General features: G+C 56.0%; 17 protein-coding genes. 5 read left to right on the top strand and 12 right to left on the bottom strand.

What is annotated here, in order from left to right; genetic code table 11:
* The first annotated feature begins 178 nt into the window (after positions 1 to 178).
* Entirely contained in the window at positions 179 to 556 is a 378-nt protein-coding gene (locus GEOB_RS01570) for a GtrA family protein (RefSeq protein WP_230199005.1), read from the top strand.
* A 9-nt stretch (positions 557 to 565) separates the two neighbouring features.
* A complete protein-coding gene (locus GEOB_RS01565; protein WP_012645418.1) occupies positions 566 to 1,900 on the top strand; it encodes a glycosyltransferase family 39 protein in 1,335 nt (444 codons plus the stop codon).
* Positions 1,901 to 1,908: 8 nt separating this feature from the next.
* On the opposite strand, the gene GEOB_RS01560 is transcribed toward GEOB_RS01565, so the two are convergent.
* The 4 genes from GEOB_RS01560 to GEOB_RS01545 form a co-directional block, all read right to left on the bottom strand.
* Positions 1,909 to 2,871 carry a glycosyltransferase family 2 protein gene (locus GEOB_RS01560; RefSeq protein WP_012645417.1) on the bottom strand — a complete coding sequence of 321 codons (963 nt, stop codon included), beginning with the start codon at positions 2,869 to 2,871 and terminating at the stop codon, positions 1,909 to 1,911.
* Between the two features lie 15 nt (positions 2,872 to 2,886).
* Positions 2,887 to 4,668 (bottom strand): phospholipid carrier-dependent glycosyltransferase, encoded by a 1,782-nt coding sequence (locus GEOB_RS01555; RefSeq protein ID WP_012645416.1) that lies wholly within the window; start codon positions 4,666 to 4,668, stop codon positions 2,887 to 2,889.
* Positions 4,669 to 4,682: 14 nt separating this feature from the next.
* Positions 4,683 to 6,263: a TolC family protein gene (locus GEOB_RS01550; RefSeq protein ID WP_012645415.1), complete on the bottom strand. Its 1,581-nt coding sequence runs from the start codon at positions 6,261 to 6,263 to the stop codon at positions 4,683 to 4,685.
* 77 nt (positions 6,264 to 6,340) lie between these two features.
* Positions 6,341 to 6,676: a c-type cytochrome gene (locus tag GEOB_RS01545; protein ID WP_012645414.1), complete on the bottom strand. Its 336-nt coding sequence runs from the start codon at positions 6,674 to 6,676 to the stop codon at positions 6,341 to 6,343.
* A gap of 320 nt (positions 6,677 to 6,996) precedes the next feature.
* Here GEOB_RS01545 and GEOB_RS01540 point away from each other — a divergent pair, with 320 nt between their 5' ends.
* Both GEOB_RS01540 and GEOB_RS01535 read left to right on the top strand, forming a co-directional pair.
* Positions 6,997 to 8,448: a lipase maturation factor family protein gene (locus tag GEOB_RS01540; RefSeq protein WP_012645413.1), complete on the top strand. Its 1,452-nt coding sequence runs from the start codon at positions 6,997 to 6,999 to the stop codon at positions 8,446 to 8,448.
* A 19-nt stretch (positions 8,449 to 8,467) separates the two neighbouring features.
* Positions 8,468 to 8,851: a DUF2267 domain-containing protein gene (locus tag GEOB_RS01535; protein WP_012645412.1), complete on the top strand. Its 384-nt coding sequence runs from the start codon at positions 8,468 to 8,470 to the stop codon at positions 8,849 to 8,851.
* An 81-nt stretch (positions 8,852 to 8,932) separates the two neighbouring features.
* Here the strand turns inward: GEOB_RS01535 and GEOB_RS01530 are convergent, their stop codons facing one another.
* Positions 8,933 to 9,238: a cytochrome c3 family protein gene (locus GEOB_RS01530; protein WP_012645411.1), complete on the bottom strand. Its 306-nt coding sequence runs from the start codon at positions 9,236 to 9,238 to the stop codon at positions 8,933 to 8,935.
* Positions 9,239 to 9,403: 165 nt separating this feature from the next.
* On the opposite strand from GEOB_RS01530, the gene GEOB_RS01525 reads away from it, so the two are divergent.
* A complete protein-coding gene (locus GEOB_RS01525) occupies positions 9,404 to 9,805 on the top strand; it encodes a phage tail protein (RefSeq protein WP_012645410.1) in 402 nt (133 codons plus the stop codon).
* Between the two features lie 2 nt (positions 9,806 to 9,807).
* Here GEOB_RS01525 and GEOB_RS01520 read toward each other — a convergent pair whose 3' ends face one another.
* The 7 genes from GEOB_RS01520 to GEOB_RS01490 form a co-directional block, all read right to left on the bottom strand.
* A complete protein-coding gene (locus tag GEOB_RS01520) occupies positions 9,808 to 11,268 on the bottom strand; it encodes a multiheme c-type cytochrome (RefSeq protein ID WP_012645409.1) in 1,461 nt (486 codons plus the stop codon).
* An 86-nt stretch (positions 11,269 to 11,354) separates the two neighbouring features.
* Complete coding sequence (hcp, locus tag GEOB_RS01515; protein WP_012645408.1) at positions 11,355 to 13,010, bottom strand: hydroxylamine reductase; 1,656 nt, start codon at positions 13,008 to 13,010, stop codon at positions 11,355 to 11,357.
* Between the two features lie 102 nt (positions 13,011 to 13,112).
* Positions 13,113 to 13,811 carry a UbiA family prenyltransferase gene (locus GEOB_RS01510; protein ID WP_012645407.1) on the bottom strand — a complete coding sequence of 233 codons (699 nt, stop codon included), beginning with the start codon at positions 13,809 to 13,811 and terminating at the stop codon, positions 13,113 to 13,115.
* A 4-nt stretch (positions 13,812 to 13,815) separates the two neighbouring features.
* A complete protein-coding gene (locus tag GEOB_RS01505; RefSeq protein ID WP_012645406.1) occupies positions 13,816 to 15,183 on the bottom strand; it encodes a nucleotide pyrophosphatase/phosphodiesterase family protein in 1,368 nt (455 codons plus the stop codon).
* A complete protein-coding gene (gene eboE / locus GEOB_RS01500) occupies positions 15,180 to 16,205 on the bottom strand; it encodes a metabolite traffic protein EboE (protein WP_230199004.1) in 1,026 nt (341 codons plus the stop codon). Before eboE ends, GEOB_RS01505 begins: the two co-directional genes overlap by 4 nt.
* A 44-nt stretch (positions 16,206 to 16,249) precedes the next feature.
* Complete coding sequence (locus tag GEOB_RS01495) at positions 16,250 to 17,062, bottom strand: TatD family hydrolase (RefSeq protein WP_230199003.1); 813 nt, start codon at positions 17,060 to 17,062, stop codon at positions 16,250 to 16,252.
* Positions 17,043 to 17,351: a hypothetical protein gene (locus tag GEOB_RS01490; RefSeq protein WP_012645403.1), complete on the bottom strand. Its 309-nt coding sequence runs from the start codon at positions 17,349 to 17,351 to the stop codon at positions 17,043 to 17,045. The genes GEOB_RS01495 and GEOB_RS01490 overlap by 20 nt, the downstream gene beginning before the upstream one ends.
* Positions 17,352 to 17,353: the final 2 nt, after the last annotated feature.

Here is a 17,353-nt window from a genome sequence, read left to right as displayed (position 1 = left end):
GAATATACCCATACTATGCATTCTACTGACGGGCAACTCCATGTCAAGGGTGGCTCTAAATACATAATATTAAAATAGTATCATTTCCAAGTTGCGGTATAGTTTAAAAATGGGGGCACAGGGTGGGAAAGCATTCTCAAGCAGGCAGCCTGAGACACTGTCAACATTAGTGAGGCAATTGACCCGCTTCAACCTGGTCGGTATCCTCAATACGACAGTGGATTTCAGCCTGTTCTTTCTCCTGGACATGCTGGGCATGCCTTACCTGCTGGCCCAGACCTGCTCATACAGCTGCGGCATTGCCAATAGCTATTTTTTCAACAAATACTGGACTTTCGGCATGACAGGCATCAAATCAGCAGAAATGCTACGATTTGCCATGGTCAGCCTGACCGCCCTGGGAATATCGGTGCTGCTCGTCTATCTGTTCCATTCCACGCTGAACTTTTCTCTCCTGACATCAAAGATCGCCGCAACCATTCTGACAATGCTGTTTAGCTTCTTCGGCAGCAGGCAGCTGGTCTTCAGGCCCGAGACCAAGCCCATTGACCCATGAGGTGTTAAAATGGCATCGCTTCTCCTGCTCGGGCTGGTTCCGGTACTGTTTGCCCTAGGTATGAGCATCGGCGGGAAATACGCCTTCCATGTCAGCGGCACGCAGGACGTTAAACCGAGACCATGGCTTGTCTGGCTCGCCATGGCAACTATGCTGGTGATCAGACTGCTTCTGGCCGCCTCCATGGAAGGCTATAGCTGCGACGTGCAAACCTTTCAGGCCTGGGCAGTGCGAGCTGCCGAAAATCTGTCCGGATTCTATTCCGGGGGGTTCTTTGCCGATTACCCGCCGGGCTACATGTACGTGCTGTTTCTCATCGGAAAGCTAAAGGAACTGCTGGACCTGCCGGATGGAGGCTCAGGTTTTCTGGCACTTATAAAACTGCCGGCGATCATTGCCGACATGCTCACCACATTTCTGCTTTACCGGTTGGCGAATCTGCGTTTCGGCAAAAAAGCGGCTCTTGCCGTCGCCCTCATGTACGGCTTCAATCCGGCAGTGATCCTCGATTCGGCGGTGTGGGGACAGGTGGATGCGGTTTTTACCCTCTTCATCGTGCTCTCCATCTTCTTCCTCACCGGAAACCACCTTGCTTCCTCCGTCAGCTGGTTCGTCGTCGCGCTGCTGATCAAACCACAAGCGCTTATCTTTACCCCCCTGCTGCTCGCTTCGGCCGTTGACCGGCTGCTCCTGCAGCCGGTCAACGGGATATGGACCCGGATATTAGTGGCTGCTGCGGCAGGCGGTTTGGTATTCATGGTGGGCGTAGCGCCTTTCGCCCTGGAGGAAGGGCCCCTGTGGGTCTTCGACCATTACAGGGCCACCCTGACTTCTTATCCGTATGCAACGGTGAATGCCTACAACCTGTTCGCCCTGAGCGGAGCGAATTTCACGAATGAAACAGCCTCCTGGCTGTTTTTCCCTTATCGGAGCTGGGGCACCCTCTTTATCGTCCTGGCAACCCTTTTCGCTTTCAGAGTCTATTTCTGCGCCAGCGAAGAAACAAGATTGTACCTGATGGGCATGTTCATCATTGCCGCCGTTTTCATCTTTTCCGCCAGAATGCACGAACGTTATCTGTTTCCGGTGCTGATCTTTGCCCTCCTGGCTGCTCTTTATGCGGGGAGCATGCAGCTGCTCGTCATCTTCACCGGTTTCAGCATCACTCACTACATTAATGTGGTCCATGTGCTGATTGCCAGCACCCGAGGGATTACCCATATACCCGGAAATGATCCACTGTTGCTCGGCACTTCCATGGCTAACCTGCTGCTGTTTCTTTACATGTTGCGATGCATAGCCAGAAGCTGGTCGAACCAGGAAGGTCGATTGCTGCCGGAATGACGGAGGTTTTACCTTCCCCGGCAGTCCTTCTCCACGGCGAAGTTCCTAACCCGGCGCACCACGTAGAGGGGTCTCCCCTTGGTCTCGTCATAGATCCTGCCGATGTACTCACCGGCAATGCCCAGCATCATCAGCACGATACCGTTGAAAAAGAGGCTGATGACCATGCTGGAGGCCCAACCGGCAACGGTCCGGTCGGTGAAGAACTTCTGGTAGACCACCACCATCAGGTAGACGAAGCTGAAAAATGACAGGGACATCCCCAGGTAGGATGAAAGTTTCAGCGGCTTAAAGGAAAAGGAGGTAATGGCGTCGAAGGCGAACTTGAGCATCTTCTTCATGGGGTATTTGGTCTCGCCGGCAAAGCGCTCCTCGCGGGAAAATTCCACGCCGATCTGCCTGAAACCGAGCCAGCTGATGATGCCCCTGATATAGCGGTTTCTCTCCTTGATGGATTTGAGGGCGTCACAGACCCTGCGGTCGATCAGCCTGAAGTCGCCGGTATCCACGGGGATATCCACATCGGTCATTTTGCGCATCAGCCGATAAAAAAGGGCTGCCGAGAACCTTTTGAAAAGGGTTTCCCCCTTGCGTTCTTTCCGCTTGCCGTAGACCACGTCATACCCCTCCCGCCAGCGGTCGATCATCTGCGGTATCAGTTCCGGCGGGTCCTGAAGGTCGGCATCGATGACCACTACCGCGTCGCCGTCCGCATAGTCCATCCCTGCGGTGATGGCAGTCTGGTGGCCGAAATTCTTGGCGAAGTCGATAATCCTGATGTGCCGATCCTGCTCGCAGATATTGTCGAGTATGAACATGGTGCGGTCGGAGCTGCCGTCGTTGACGAAGATAATCTCGTAGGGCTCGTTCAGCCCCTCCATCACTTCATGGAGCCGTCTGTAGGTCTCGGGAAGGACTTTTTCTTCGTTAAACACCGGCACCACGATTGAAAACTTTGTCGCTTCAGACATAGTGACCTCCGGTCCTTAGAATATCCAGCTTTTGAGCCACCTCAGCCTGTCGATATAGTCCGTTGAGACTTCCATTCCCGACAGGGCAGGATAGAAGATAATGAACAGCAGTCCGGCAACGGTCAAATAGCCACTGACCGCCCACCGTGCCTTGGGCCACCTCTCCATGGCCTGCTGGATTACATATACCTGACACAGGATCATGAACGGCACTGCTGAAAAGAAGTGGTAAATGAATGTCAGCCGCGTGACGAACATCCACGGCAGATACTGAAAGGCGAAGGCGGTAAAGATGACGGCCATCCGCCGCTCCCGCTTCCTGGCGGCAATGATGACAGCGGCTATGACTGCCGGTAGACCGGTCCACCAGATGGCGGGATTACCGAAAGATGCGATGGTCGAGGTCCGGCCGGGAAGAAGACCGGACGCGGTGTAAAACCAGACCGGCTGAAGATCAAGCGGCCAGCTCCACCAGGGGGAAGAAAACGGATGGGTGGCCTTAAGCCCGCTGTGGTAGTCGAACATGTCCAGCTGGTTTCGCAGTATGTCCATGAACCCGTGCGTTTCCCCCTCAACCATCAGATAGGGAAGGTAGGACAGAAGGTAGATGATTGCCGGGATTACCAGGAAGGAAAACAGGCAGACACAGATGACAGGCAACAGGTAACACCAGAAAAAGCGGTGCGTTCCGAGTTCTCCCCGATAATTCCTGAAACTGCGGAAGAGCTGCAGGGCCACCAGCAGGGCCAGCCCTGCCCCGGCATAGATGGCGATCCACTTGGATGCTGCGCCGAGCCCGAAGCAAACCCCACCCAGGATCAACGGGACCGCGCTCTTTTTTATGGGAGCCATGGGGCAGCTGTTCACGTAGAAATCATGGATGAAATAATACATCGCGGTGATGAAGAAGACGCCGAAAATGTCGATCAGTGCGATCCTCGACTGGGTGAAGTGCATGAAGTCCACCATCATCAGAAAAGCGGCGCAGAAAGCGAAAAAAGACCTGCCGAACAGCTTCCTGCCGAAAAGATACATGACCGGCAGCAGTGCCGCACCGAACAGGGTTCCTGCTATGCGCCAGCCGAAAGAGTTCATGCCGAAAACTGCTATGCCTGAAGCAATGAACAGTTTTCCCAGGGGGGGGTGGGTGTTCTCGTAAGGCTCCATCCGCTGCAGATGCTCGTAGGCCGTCCTGCCGTGGTATACCTCATCGAAATAGAACCCGTTGATAAAGGAGGGGCCAGCTTCGAAGGTAGACTGCTCATCCAGCAGATGCTGCGGTTCAGTACCGGCGGAGTTAAGAGCCGAAATCCTCATCCCGGCCAGCGGGACCTGCGCTCCCTTTTCCAGAACGACCAGTTCGTTCAGGGCGCCGCCGGCAGTATCCGCTACTATCCGCAATCGGGAGGTTGTAACGCCTGCGTCCTGGAACTTCCAGATATTGCAGTCATTCTTTTCGAAATGGGCCAAGGGGCGGAATCTGCCCTTTGTTTCATAATCAAGGGAAAAGCTTGTCTGCTGAAATCGCTTGTCGTTGATACCGCAGTAATAATAAATCCTGGAAACGGGAACCTCACGCCCCAGATCAAGGACCAGTGATTCTCCCTTCCGCAAGGGTTGCCAGACGGTGGCAGGCACCTTGAAGCTGCCCAGATTAGGGAGTGCTATCAGCAGATAGATGACGACCATGGCGGCCATAATCAGGACATCCTCCCTGCCGGGACTGAAGCACGCCCGGCTTGGCTCTGCCGATATGGATCCAGCCTGGGATGGCATGTGGGTTTCGGGTTTTGTCATGTTAGCCTGATTATTTATTTGGCCCTGAAGGCTTCCATGGCCCATTCCAGGTCGGGTAGTTGCAGGCCCAGCCCCTCCGGCTTCGATTCCTCTTTCAGGGCTGTCTTTCCAGCTATTTTCCCCACATGCTCAGCATCTATTTTAATGCCGTGGTGGTCTAAAAGCGTGCCCATGTCCCTCCAGAGCCTTGACACCGCGCTGGCAAAGGTTTCTACCGCATCCACCTGTGAATTTCTGGCAAAGGTCAGATCGTTTTGCGCATCGATCACATCCTGAACTGTGCTTGTACCGGCCTGATTGTTCCTGCGGTATTCTTCAAGACGCTTCTCCGCTATCCTCAAGGACATGTCGGCCATCCGCACCTGCAATCGGGCAGAAATCAACGCCCGCATGTCCGACTCTACCTCATTGCGGATCCTCCAGCTGAGCGACCTGATCTGGTTTAGCAACTGTTCGGTCCTGATCTTGCTCCTGCGGTAATCATTGACGGCTGCCGTATTGCCGATGGGATAGCTGAACTGCATGCCGACGGTCCAAAATCGTCTTCTGCCGTCAATGATCTCCTTCCAGTTTTTGCTCATAGTCTCACCAGTGCCGTTAAGTCCGCCGCTACCCGTCAGGGAAAGCTCGGGCCAGGCCTGCCGCCTTGCGATGCGCTCCTGCACCTGCGCCACATTATATGAAATTTGCAACTGCAGCAGTTCGGGACGTAGACCGAGTGCAGCCACTACAGCCTGTTCCTCCGTCTCCTGCGGCTCCTCCCGGGAGGGTGGATCAACGGGGATTATGGTGGCTTTCCCTTCCTGACCGATAAGGTAACGGAAGCCTGCCTCATGGTCCCTTACATTGCGTTCCGCCTCCACCAGCTCCTTGCGACGCTGGACAACGGCAAAATCGGCATCTGCCACCTCCATGGCCAGTGGTGTTTCCGGGGTTACCTTTTGCCTGACACCTTCAAGCAACATTTCAGCAGAAGCTAGGGCAGCCTTGCGCGTCTCCAGAATCCGACGCAGGGTATAAAGACGGTTGTAGGACGTGACGACGGCGTGAACGGTATCGATAATGATGGAGCGAAACCTCTCCACGGCATCCTGTAGATTGCTGTCGGCAGCAAAAATGGAAAACTCGTTCGTTTCCCTGCCTGCGTTGCGTAACAGCGGCTGACTTAGGTTAAGCCCCAGAGATGTCTGCCAGTTCCTGCTTGTCAATTCCGGGTCTTCCGATTCGGCGGTAGCGTAACCGGTCTGGGTGGTAACGGAGATACTTCCGCCGGTGGGAAGGTTCTGGGAAAGTCCGATGGTGGTCTGGGTGTTTCTGGTTCGAAAAGGCTCTCCCGGTGAAGCATTTATGCCGCTGTTTGCGGAAAGTGTCAGTAGCGGGTTGTAAATGCTGCGGCTGCGGATGGAATCAAGTTCTGCCATGAATGAGGAAAGAGATTCGTTATGAACCTCTATGTTGCCAGTTATGGCCATTTTTATGGCATCCGTGCGGGAAAGGTTGAGTTCTTGGGGAAGGCTTTCACACTGACCGTCAATGCTTAGCAGTTGCACCAGGATGATGATGGGGAGTGGCAATTTCAGCCAATCTCGGCGCATAAAAAAATCCCCTTGGAAGTGCGAATTCTAAGAGGATTATATCTAATTAAATTTTTTTATCAATTAACCTTCGGTAATCAGAAATCAGCTATGGTCCGTATCTGCTCCTGGGTCAGAAACCTGAGCGAGCCCATTCCTCCGGTGTTTTTCCTGATGGCATTCTCGATCAGCGAGCTGGCTTGGCCACGTTTGGCCTGTCCATGACAGATGGCGCAATTTGCTTTATACAGCATGCCGTTTTCCGTTCTTTCAGGCACAACGGCGGCAGAGGCATGCTTCTGCAGCATGGGACCCCTCTGCTGCAGAATGGCACTCTTTCGGCTGGCGGAAGCATCGGCATGGGCATATGTGAATAAGCAGGCCTGCAGCATGAGGACCATGGGGAAAACCATGTTTGTCATTTTTTTCAGCATTTGTCGTCTCCTTGCACTGTAGCGGTTTTACCGTTGCTTCAGGATACCGACAAAGAACTCCTTTAATATGTGATTATTGTCACCGGGGACCTGATTCCCGGCCTTGCCGGGCCGTTGACCGTCATCACGGCTATGTTATGCTTTTTTAATAGGCCAAGGGAAAATCGAACGTAAGGAAGGATGAAATGGACTACCATAAATTCATCGAAGACGTTCCGGAACAGACCGGGTGCAGCGAGACCTCTGCTGCCTGATATCGGTCTGGTAAAACAGCAGCCTGATTACCGATTTTCTCCCGGCTGTGCCTTCCGGAGGTTTCCATGGAATCCTCGGAATACTGGGTGCCTAGGCTCTTGCTGCAACGGGGTCTGGGCTTGATTTATCTGATGGGCTTTCTGGTGGCACTCAACCAGTTCCGGCCGTTGTGCGGCCAGAAGGGGCTGTTACCGGCTACCCACTACATGCAGCTGGTACCGTTCCGTTCCGCCCCCAGCATCTTTTACCTGTTTCCCTCTGACAGGGCCTTCCAACTCTTTGCCCGGCTTGGCACCGGTCTCTCCCTTGCGGCAGTGACCGGTCTTTCCGAGGCATATGGAACAACTGTATCAATGATCGTCTGGTTTCTGCTCTGGGCCATCTATCTGTCCTATGTCAACATCGGTCAGGATTTCTACGCCTTCGGCTGGGAATCTCTCCTTCTTGAATGCGGTTTCCTCGCCATCTTTCTCGGACCGGTCGGCGTTGAGCCGCCCATTGTCATCATCTGGCTCTACCGCTGGGTCCTGTTTCGTGTCATGTTCGGCGCCGGGCTGATCAAGATGCGCGGTGACCCATGCTGGCGTGACCTGAGCTGCCTGGACTACCACTTCGAAACCCAGCCCATGCCGAACCCCGTCAGCCGTTTTTTCCATCTCCTCCCTGCCGTGCTGCGGCGATGCGGAGTTGCCTTCAACCATCTGGCCGAACTGGTCATGCCCTGTCTCTACTTCGCTCCCCAACCGCTGGCAGTGACGGGCGGCGTCGTCTCTGCCGCCTTTCTCTTTTTCATCATCGTCAGCGGTAATTTTGCCTGGCTCAACTGGCTTGCCTTCATCCTCTGCTTCTCCACTGTCACCACCGGCCAGCTTCCATTCCTGGCGCTGGAGGTTCCACCTTTTGCACCGCCACCGCCGCTGTTCGATGCCGCCTGCTGGGGAGTTGCGATTCTGGTGGCAATTCGCAGCATCCAGCCGATGCTGAACATGATCTCTCCGGCCCAGATCATGAACACCAGCTTTGACCCCTTCCATCTGGTTAACACCTATGGCGCCTTTGGCAGCATTACCCGTGAGCGTTACGAAATCGTTGTCGAGGGAACGGCCGATAACGCACCCGGCACTGCTAGCCGCTGGGTAGAGTATGAATTCCGCGGCAAACCGGGGGACCCGCAGGGAATACCGCCGCTCATCGCCCCCTACCATCTGCGTCTCGACTGGCTGATGTGGTTTGCAGCCATGCCTTCCCGGTCCCGGCCGCTGTGGTTTATTCATTTCCTGGCCAAGCTTCTTCAGGGGGACCGGCAAGTGCTGGGACTATTGAAGAAGAACCCGTTCCCCGACAAGCCCCCGCTTAAGGTGCGGGCGCTCTATTACCGCTACCGTTTCACCACCCGGGAAGAGCATCGCCATACCGGCCGGCACTGGAGCAGGGAATTGATCGGCGAGTATCTGCCTGAAGTCTCACTTTCGTCCCCGTCGTTCCGCAGGATTCTGCAGGTCTACCAGCTGGAATAACCCTTAAAAGGAGGCACCAATGGACTATCGCAGCTACATGAATCAGGTTATGGAACTTCCCTTCATCAATGATGAAAAAGCTGCTGACTCTGCCATCAAGACCGTTCTCGGGGTTCTGGCGAGCAAGATTGACGAAGACTGGGCCAGGGAACTGACCAACATCCTCCCCCCGGAGCTGGATTTCAGCACCTTGCGCGGCCAGCAGCAAGCGCCGGTCCAGCTATCCATCGACGATTTCTTCTCCGCCGTGGCGGAACAGATGCACCTGGACTGGCAGCAAGCCAGGGATCTGGTGGGGCGTGTTTTCCACTGTGTCAAGGAGAGCGAGGAGGGGGCCGACATCATGGGAGAGATAGAAACGAAGTTGCCCCCTGACTGGGCGGCAATTGTCGATCAGGCATAAAAAAAGAGGCTGCCGGTAACTGGCAGCCTCTTGCAATGTCATTTGACTACTAACTCAGAATCTACAGGCCAGTCCGAGCAATTATTTCTTATGGCACTGCTTGCATTCCACTGGTCCTTTTTCTTCCAGATCATGACAGCTGATGCAGATTTGGTGGGCAGTTTCCTTGTTCCAGTTGTCAATCTTGCCGCCGGTTTTTTTCGGATGGCAGTGAAAGCATTCATTGTTCAGGTCCTGTTGGTGCTTCCTGTGGGAAAAAGGCAGTATCATCACCCCCATTTTCAGATTGATGATCTCGGGACCCGGATTTTTCGGCGTTGCGGCAAATGCAACCGCAGACAACGCACCAATTGACAACAGCAGAATGATCAAAACAGCTCGTTTCATTTCTCCCTCCTTTCATCACAACAATAGTCACTGATAACATGTTACTGCAGCACTACCGATGCCTTTAAGTTTTTCTTTCTCCCATATGTGCAGCTGATTTGCCAGATATTTATGATAAGATTATCTTAATTTAATCATTACCCGTTACCTGAGGAGAGCAATCATATGGATGGTGAAATGCCGTTTCCCCAATTCAGATACCTTGTGGAGAGCCATGGTATCTTTGCCGGATTTTCGCAGGTTACCCTTGACCAGGAAGACCTGTCCCTCCACGATCGGGAAAAGCTGAAACTGCAGACGGCTAACCTGGTTCTATCAAGCGGCATGCTCACTTTCGGCACCGATCTTTACAAGTGGCTGTGCAGTGTCAAACCCCAGACCATCGAACGCCGCACCATCAGCATCACTCTCCACAACGATACCCATCAGAAAATTGCCGCCTGGCAAGTCAGCAGTGCCTTTCCGGTCAAGGTCAGAGGGCTTCAACTGAAATCCTCGGGCCACGAGGTGGTCATCGAGCTGATTGAAGTGGAGCACCGCGGGATAGAGCTCATCGAGCAGCTGTAACCCTATTTCCTTACCTGGAAGGTCTGCCGCTCCATGGTCATATCTACCACCGGCAGCTGCGGCACCTTCTCCAGGCCGTAAATCTCCTTCAGGTTCATGTCCTTGGGCACCGCGGCCAGAAGCGCCTCCGCCACCTTCTGGTCAGCCTGGCGATAGCGCAGCTTTACCTCCACCGTTACCTTCTTAGCCCCCTTCGCCCCGTTCATGCCGTAGAAAACGTCCTTGTAGCCGTGGGGAGGAATGGTATCGTGGCGGGAAAATGCCGTTACCACCCATGGATCCACGGCAAAATGGAAGTCCTTTCCCATGCCGTCCGAATTGAAGATGCGTGTGTTTTCCGGCAAGGTGCCGTCCTTCTGTACGGCGCCGCTGGCCAATACCACCTTACCCTTCTCGTCTTTTGCCGTTATCTCCAGCCACATCTGCCGCACGTTGGTCAGGGAGGTGGGCAGGTTGTGTCCGGCGCGGATATTCTTTACCCTGACCTTCAGCTCACTGAGCTGCCCTGCCCGGTAAACCGGCGTCATCTCCAGTGCTGCGGCACTCTTCAGATGCTCCACCGCCATCTGGTATTTTTCCTTCAGGGATGCGACCAGCTCCCTGTCACCCGTTCTCTCGGCTGCAGCCCCGGCCAGATAATAAAGGAGATAGTTGGCACCATTGAAGTAGTGGTGGTATTCACCCCTTTCCGGCTTTCTGAATTCATCGGCCGTGCGTTTGAAGGTGGCGGTATCCACCATGTGGCAGTCCTGGCAGAGGATTGATTTTTGGGCATAGGGGCCATGTTTCCACTCCAGGTAGGTGGCTTCCAGGGGGAAATGGGCATCGTAATGGTAGACCTGGTGGCAGGAGGCACAGAGGTCGGCTTGCTGGTGCAGCGAAGACTCTTCGCATTTGTGGAAGCCACCGCCACAATCGGCAGAAGGCTTCCACGGTCCGCGCTTGACGAGATCGGTTCCCCCCTTGCCGGAAAGACCGGGACTGAGGATCATCGAGCCATTTTCAGGCTCATGGGACGGGGTCTGCCAGTGGGTAGTATCGCTGATGGAATGGCAGATATCGCAGGAGACGCCTCCCAGGGCCATGGGGCTTAATCCGGCCAGTCCCGACCCTTTAATTTCGCCGGTTACCATGCCCGCCGCGGAGTGGCAACCCTCGCACTGGCGGGTAACCTCATGCCCCACCGCCTTGACCGCCTTGTTCAGCTCCCCCTGGTAGACCGGGTCAAGGAAGGCAAGCTGGTGCACGGAACCGTTCCACTCCCGGAACTGTTTTTCATGGCAGCCGCCGCAGTCGGCTGGTGGAGTGAACTCCGCCGGCGACTTGTTCCACTTGATAAGCGACGGATAGAACGGGTAAAATTCCCGATCCACGTTGAAGACCGCCGGCGCCGCAACAGAGGTAGCCGCCAGCGCCAGTACCCCGGCAATGGCAGCCGCAACTTTAGCATATGGATGTTTCATCAGTCCCTCCTGTTTTATAATCATGACAATGCATTAAATAATAACGCAAAATTCAATCGAGGAAAGGACCGTCCCCTATTTTTTCGCTATGCGCCAAGGGCCTGCCGCAGGTCGTTTTCGGCAGTGGTGGTCGGCCCCAGATCATAGTTCTGGACGAGGAAATCCAGTACCCCCGGAGAAACGTACGCGGGCAGGGAGGGACCGAGCCGGATGCCCTTAATCCCCAGATGGAGAAGAGTCAGGAGGATGACGTGCGCCTTCTGCTCGTACCAGGAGAGGATCATGGACAGCGGCAGTTCATTGACCCCGCATTCAAAGGCCTCGGCCAGGGCAAGGGCGATGCGGATGGCCGAATAGGCATCGTTGCACTGCCCCACGTCCAGCAGTCTGGGAATGCCGCCAATATCGCCGAATTCCAGCCGGTTGAAACGGTTCTTGCCGCAGGCAAGGGTTAGAATCACACAGTCCTTGGGCACCTGTTGTGCCAGCTCGGTGAAGTAGTTGCGTCCCGGCTTGGCCCCATCGCAGCCGCCGATGAGGAAAAAACGGCGGATAGCACCTGTTTTTACCGCGTCCACCACTGCCCCGGCCACCTTGAAGACCGCCTCATGGCCGAAACCGACCAGAATTTCCTGTCCCGGCTTTTCCGGCAGGTCGGGAAGCTGCATGGCTTTTTCTATCACCGGCGAAAAATCAAACCCCTCCAGATGGGTAATGCCGGGCCAGGCCACTTCCCCCCAGGTGAAAAGCCGGTCGGTATAGGAGGGGTCGGGGCGCTGGATGCAGTTGGTATTGAAGATGATCGCACCGGGGAAATCAGGGAGTTCCCTGGTCTGGTTCTGCCAGGCGGTGCCGAAGTGGCCGGCGAAATGGGCGTATTTTCTCAGCCTCGGGTAACCGTTGGCCGGTAACATCTCGCCGTGGGTATAGACATTGACCCCCTTTCCCTCGCTCTGTTTCAGGATCTCCTCCAGCATGGGCAGGTCGTGCCCGGAAACGACGATTCCCTTACCGCCACGGGTTCCCAGGTTTACCTTCATCGGCTCCGGATCGGCAAGACGCTCGGCATGCCCCTGGTAAAGGAGCTCCATGGTGCGCAGGTTCATCTTGCCGCATTCCAATGCAAGTGAGACAAAATCCTGAAGGGTGATCCGGCGATCAGCCGCAGCCGCCAGGGCACGGTGGATAAAGGCATAGATTTCATCATCCTCCTTGCCAAGTTCCGCCGCGTGCCAGGCAAACGCCCCCATACCGAGCAGACCGTAGAGGACCAGCTCCAGGGCCGACAGCGTATCCGGGTCCTGGTGCCAGGTCAAGACCCCGTATTGTCGGCCCTGGGTGATCAGCCCTGCCGTATCTTCCGCAGGCTGCCATGCCTCAGGCCCGCTATGGAACTCCGGAGCCTTCTCCCCTTTCCGTTCCTGGTAAGCCTTCTCGAACAAGGACCGCGCCTGATCCTTCATCTGGTAGCATCGCCGCAGGCGGCCGGCAATATCTTCCGGGTCAAAGTTCACATTGGTAACCCTGGTGAAAAGACCATCGAGCATGAACCGGTCCACTTCCGGGTCCTTCACCCCCAATTCCCGTGCCCGGTGGGCATAGACTGCGACTCCTTCGAGTCCATGGATCATCAGGTCCAGCAGGGCAGCGACCTGGGGATTCTTGCCGCAATTGCCCATCACCTCGCAACCCACTCCCTGGGCCGCTTGTTCGCACTGTCTGCAGAACATCGCTTTTTCCATGACCATCTCCTTAGGAATATTTTATATGAACAGTATGGCAGCAACGGACGCCATTTCAAGCTGTTGCGGCTGTTGCCCGGTTCTTGGTCCACCGTCCGTGAGCTAGTCGCCCCTTATTTTCGCCTGGGCGGCCAGGGTGGCAATGCCCCCGGCAAAACCGGCCAGGAGCCAAACGATACCCATGGTGAGGGCCATGGCGACACCATCAACGAGAGGCACTCCGGCAAGAAAAAGGGGAATTTGGGATATGATCTGACCGTTTTCTTTTTCCCGCCGGGCCTTGATGGTAAGGTAAAGAATGTAGCCGAACTGCACCGCAGCCAGAAGCACGAGCACAAGGTTCGGTTTTCCGGCGCAGACAATGCCGCTGATCATATAGATCATGAAGCGGCAACCAGCCATGGGGATGGCGGCAAGGGGTGAAAGACCATGCCCCAGGTTGTAGGTTGTGATGAAGAGCAGCAGGATTACGGCGGCGCAGAAGGCGATATAGCCCCCGGCCGCAAAAAAAAGGCAAAGTGACACGGCAAAGAGGGATAGCCAGCAGATCCTGGCCTCGTCTGCACCGATCCTACCGGACGGGATCGGCCGGTCGGGTCGTGTCTGCCGGTCCATATCGGCATCGAGCCAGTCGTTCATGGCCATGCCGCCGCAGTACATCAATGAAAAGCCGAGCAGTAGCAGGAATATCTTCTTCAGCTGCCAGTTGCCCGACAGCAGACATGCGGCCAGGGTGTTGATCCAGATCGTCGGCAGATTGCTGACTCTGCACAATTCGAGATAGATACGAACAGGCTTCATGGTTTCACTCCCTGAATACATGATCGAGGATGACATGAAATACATCCTGGGCCGCCACGCTGTCAGAGTTAAGCAGCTGTGGGTCCGAGGACAGGAGCAGCGGCAGTTCTCCGGGATCTTCGGGAATCCTGCCGTGTGAACCTTTGGCGAGCCCGGCATCGATTGGTATCACATCCAGCAGCGTCCTCAACCCCATCCGCTGCTTTAATAGGGAGAGCCCCGCTGTCAACGCCGGAAATTTCAGTTTGGGGTCGAAGAACAATTCGCACGGATCGTAGCCCGGCTTGGCATGGATATTCACCGTCCTTGCGTAATCGGGTGCTTTTCCGTCATCCATCCAGAAGTAATAACTGAACCAGCTTCCCTTGCCCGCAACCAGCACCAACTCACCCGACCGGCCGTGCCCCAGCCCCCACTCCTTCTTCCGGAATGAGTCGAGAATGTGCTCGATCCCCGGCACCTGGCGAAACAGGGCGGCCACCCCCTCCACATCCCTTTTCTGGCGAACATAGATATGGGCAACCTGGTGATCAGCCACGGCGAACGCCCTGCTGGCCCCAGGATCGAGGTATTCCCGCCCCAGATCCGTTTTAGTCGACAGCAGGCCCGCCTCCCGCATGATGCGGTTGGGATGGACCGGCCGGTCAACGGCAGAAATACCGTACTCGGAGAGAACGATGACGCGGCAGCCACGGTTCCGGAAGAAGTCGAGCAGTCTGCCGCAGGCTTCGTCCAACTCCCGCAGATCTCTACTGATTGATCCTTCCGGCCCCACCTTCTGCAGGACGTAGTCCAGGTGAGGCAGATATACAAGATGAAGGACCGGGGAATAGAGCTCTTCAATAGCCATGGCAGCATCGCCGATCCACCGGGTCGAGGCGATGGAGGTGGCGGGACCCCAGAAGCGAAAGAGGGGGAAGGCGCCGAAGCGCCTGGTAAAGACCTGCCGCAGGTGCGGCGGCTGGGTATAGCAATCGGGCAGCTTTCGCCCGTCGGCACAATATACGGGACGGGGGGTAACGCTCCAGTCCGCATCGGTGGCCATGTTGTACCACCAGAAACTGTTGGCGCAGGTGAAGGCCGTATTTATGGCCCGCCCCACCTGCCAGATCTTTTCCCCCTGAATGAGCCGGTTCGACTGTCGCCAGAAAAAAACCTCGGCCAGATCGCGAAAATACCAGCCGTTGCCGACGATGCCGTGTTGCGCCGGCAGCCTTCCCGTAAGAAAGGTCGCCTGCATGGTGCAGGTTACTGCAGGACAGACCGGATGGATCCGGGAAACGCTGTCGGCAAGTTCATTGATCCTTGGCGTATGGGGTCCAAGAAGGGAGGAACTGAGGCCGGCAACATTGATGACCACTGTCCGCTTCACAGCTTTCCCCCAAGCCAGGCGAACTCCCGGGCAATGGATTCGATCACGCCACCCTGGCGCAATTTCGGCGGAAGATTTGCGTAGGTGTAGGTCTCGATTTCCAGAAGGGTCTGGGGCGGAGCCCAGGTGAGCACCTCGCCGATGAAATCGTTTGTTGTCCCGTAGAGGGCGTTGCCGCTGTCGTAGATGGGGAGATGGTAGTGTATGCGCCACTCACCCTGGAGCAGAGGTACATCATTGATGGCATCCGCCAGGTCGGGAAAATGGACGGTACCGGCATGGCTCCTGACACTCGTCTGGTGCTGGTAACAATCATCTCCGAATAGTGCCGCTGCCTGGAGGTGATTCGTGGCGAAACGTACTGCCGAGGAAAGATGAATCTTTGTCACGGCTATGCCCGCCTCGCCCAGCAAAGAAAAGGCTCGCCGTGGTTCCTCATGAAGAACGGCAGCATGGCAGCAATCGAAGCAGATGCCGATCAGCCGACGCAGATCGGCAGGAAAGGCCATCGCTTCCAGGAAGTGGGCCACGTCCCGCGCGGTTTCCAGCAGGCATCCCGGCTCCGGTTCCAGGGCCAGGATGACCGGTTTTCCGGCCGAAGCGGACAACTCCAGCTCCCTGAGCACTGTCAGCAGGTTTTTCCGCACCACCCCCAGATCATCTCTGCACATGTACCGGCCGTAGGCGATGGGCAGGGTGGAGATGGAACCGGTCAGCGAAGGGGGGAGCCAGAGTCTGAGCAGCCGGATCAGGTCCAGGGTATACCGGACCCTCTCCGGGCTGCGCCAGTCTGGCAGATAGGCCCCTTCCTTGACCGGAGTGCCATAAAACTGCCCATGGGGAAAGCCGTTGATGGTGGGGATAAAGCACCCGTCATCGGCGCAGCAGTCGGCGAATCTTCTTGCTGCTGCCGGAGTGACCTGCCGGGCCGCAAGTGCCGAAATCCGAAGTCCGACCGGAAATGCAGCATCGGGAGCAACTACTTCCTTCACCTGCAGCACCTGAGGCCAGACCTTAGTCACAATCTCATCCCAGCTGTGGCCGGGGTGGATATTGGTGCAGTAGGTCAGCACTGGACTTTGAACCGCGGGGATTGGCCGAGAAAAGCGGCGGGATTGCGGAATAGCACACCGCTTATGGCCTCCTCGCTGAAGCCGCGACGCCGCATCTCCTCTCCTGCCTCGACCACCGCCAGGGGATTGCTCACCCCCCAGTCGGCGGCAGAATTCAGCCAGATCCGCTCACAACCTGAGGTCTCAAGGATGTCCACCGCCCGGTCGGCAGAGCATTTGGAGTGGGGATAGAGGGTAATGCCGGCCCAGAAACCCTTCTCAAGGATCAGGTCGACGGTATGTTCCTCGGCGTGGTCGATAAGCACCCTGTCGGTGGAAATGCGGGAATCGGCACCAATTATATCGAGAATAAGACGGGTCCCTTTCAGCTTGTCTTCCAGATGGGGAGTATGAACAAGGATCAGTTCATTTCGCCTCGCCGCCAGCTCCACCTGCCACTCCAGTACCTTGATCTCGTTGCGGCCATTGCGGTTCAGGCCGATCTCGCCAAGGCCCAGGACCGTCGGCCGATCAAGATATTCCGGCAGGATCTCCAGCACCTCCAGAGCCAGGCCGAGATCGACTGCTTCCTTGGGATTGAGGCCGAGCCAGCAGTGGTGGCTGATGCCGAACTTTGCCGCCCGAACCGGTTCGGCGACCGTCAGCTGTTCAAAGTAATCGGCAAATCCTGCGGCAGTTCTCCGGTCATATCCGGGCCAGAAGGCGGGCTCGGTGACGATGGCGATCCCATGCATGGCCATGGCCCGGTAATCGTCAGTGGTGCGGGAAACCATGTGGATGTGCGGCTCAATGATCACCGGGAACATTCCTCCACGCACCCTGCGCGATTTCCGGCGGCAACACGTCCTCCAGGGGCTGCAAAGTGGGATCGCTCAGGAGCAACAGGATCTCCCTGACCCGGTTCTGTTTACCGGAGGAGATGATTTCCAGGGCCTGAAAAAGTGCCCGATAACGGAAATCCTTTCGTGCCTCTTCACTTCCCCCGAAGCGATCAATGCGATCGATGAAGGCGGCGATCTCCAGCAGCCGGGAACGGCACTTGACAAAGTCCCATTCCAGAAGCTCCATTGCCGTTGGTTTGATATTCTGTCGCATCG

The organism is Geotalea daltonii FRC-32 (assembly GCF_000022265.1).
Lineage (GTDB): Bacteria > Desulfobacterota > Desulfuromonadia > Geobacterales > Geobacteraceae > Geotalea > Geotalea daltonii.
The sequence above is the reverse complement of the archived record's forward strand: the minus strand, read 5'-3'. Positions and strand labels throughout refer to the sequence as shown.

What these genes read in the sequence shown, in the direction of transcription:
- GEOB_RS01490 (WP_012645403.1), bottom strand. Translation starts at nt 17,351, where the DNA reads ATGCGACAGAATATCAAACCAACGGCAATGGAGCTTCTGGAATGGGAC.
- GEOB_RS01540 (WP_012645413.1), top strand. Translation starts at nt 6,997, where the DNA reads ATGGAATCCTCGGAATACTGGGTGCCTAGGCTCTTGCTGCAACGGGGT.
- GEOB_RS01555 (WP_012645416.1), bottom strand. Translation starts at nt 4,668, where the DNA reads ATGACAAAACCCGAAACCCACATGCCATCCCAGGCTGGATCCATATCG.
- GEOB_RS01565 (WP_012645418.1), top strand. Translation starts at nt 566, where the DNA reads ATGGCATCGCTTCTCCTGCTCGGGCTGGTTCCGGTACTGTTTGCCCTA.
- GEOB_RS01520 (WP_012645409.1), bottom strand. Translation starts at nt 11,268, where the DNA reads ATGAAACATCCATATGCTAAAGTTGCGGCTGCCATTGCCGGGGTACTG.
- GEOB_RS01535 (WP_012645412.1), top strand. Translation starts at nt 8,468, where the DNA reads ATGGACTATCGCAGCTACATGAATCAGGTTATGGAACTTCCCTTCATC.
- GEOB_RS01495 (WP_230199003.1), bottom strand. Translation starts at nt 17,062, where the DNA reads ATGTTCCCGGTGATCATTGAGCCGCACATCCACATGGTTTCCCGCACC.
- hcp (WP_012645408.1), bottom strand. Translation starts at nt 13,010, where the DNA reads ATGGAAAAAGCGATGTTCTGCAGACAGTGCGAACAAGCGGCCCAGGGA.
- GEOB_RS01525 (WP_012645410.1), top strand. Translation starts at nt 9,404, where the DNA reads ATGGATGGTGAAATGCCGTTTCCCCAATTCAGATACCTTGTGGAGAGC.
- GEOB_RS01545 (WP_012645414.1), bottom strand. Translation starts at nt 6,676, where the DNA reads ATGCTGAAAAAAATGACAAACATGGTTTTCCCCATGGTCCTCATGCTG.
- GEOB_RS01550 (WP_012645415.1), bottom strand. Translation starts at nt 6,263, where the DNA reads ATGCGCCGAGATTGGCTGAAATTGCCACTCCCCATCATCATCCTGGTG.
- GEOB_RS01510 (WP_012645407.1), bottom strand. Translation starts at nt 13,811, where the DNA reads ATGAAGCCTGTTCGTATCTATCTCGAATTGTGCAGAGTCAGCAATCTG.
- GEOB_RS01530 (WP_012645411.1), bottom strand. Translation starts at nt 9,238, where the DNA reads ATGAAACGAGCTGTTTTGATCATTCTGCTGTTGTCAATTGGTGCGTTG.
- GEOB_RS01560 (WP_012645417.1), bottom strand. Translation starts at nt 2,871, where the DNA reads ATGTCTGAAGCGACAAAGTTTTCAATCGTGGTGCCGGTGTTTAACGAA.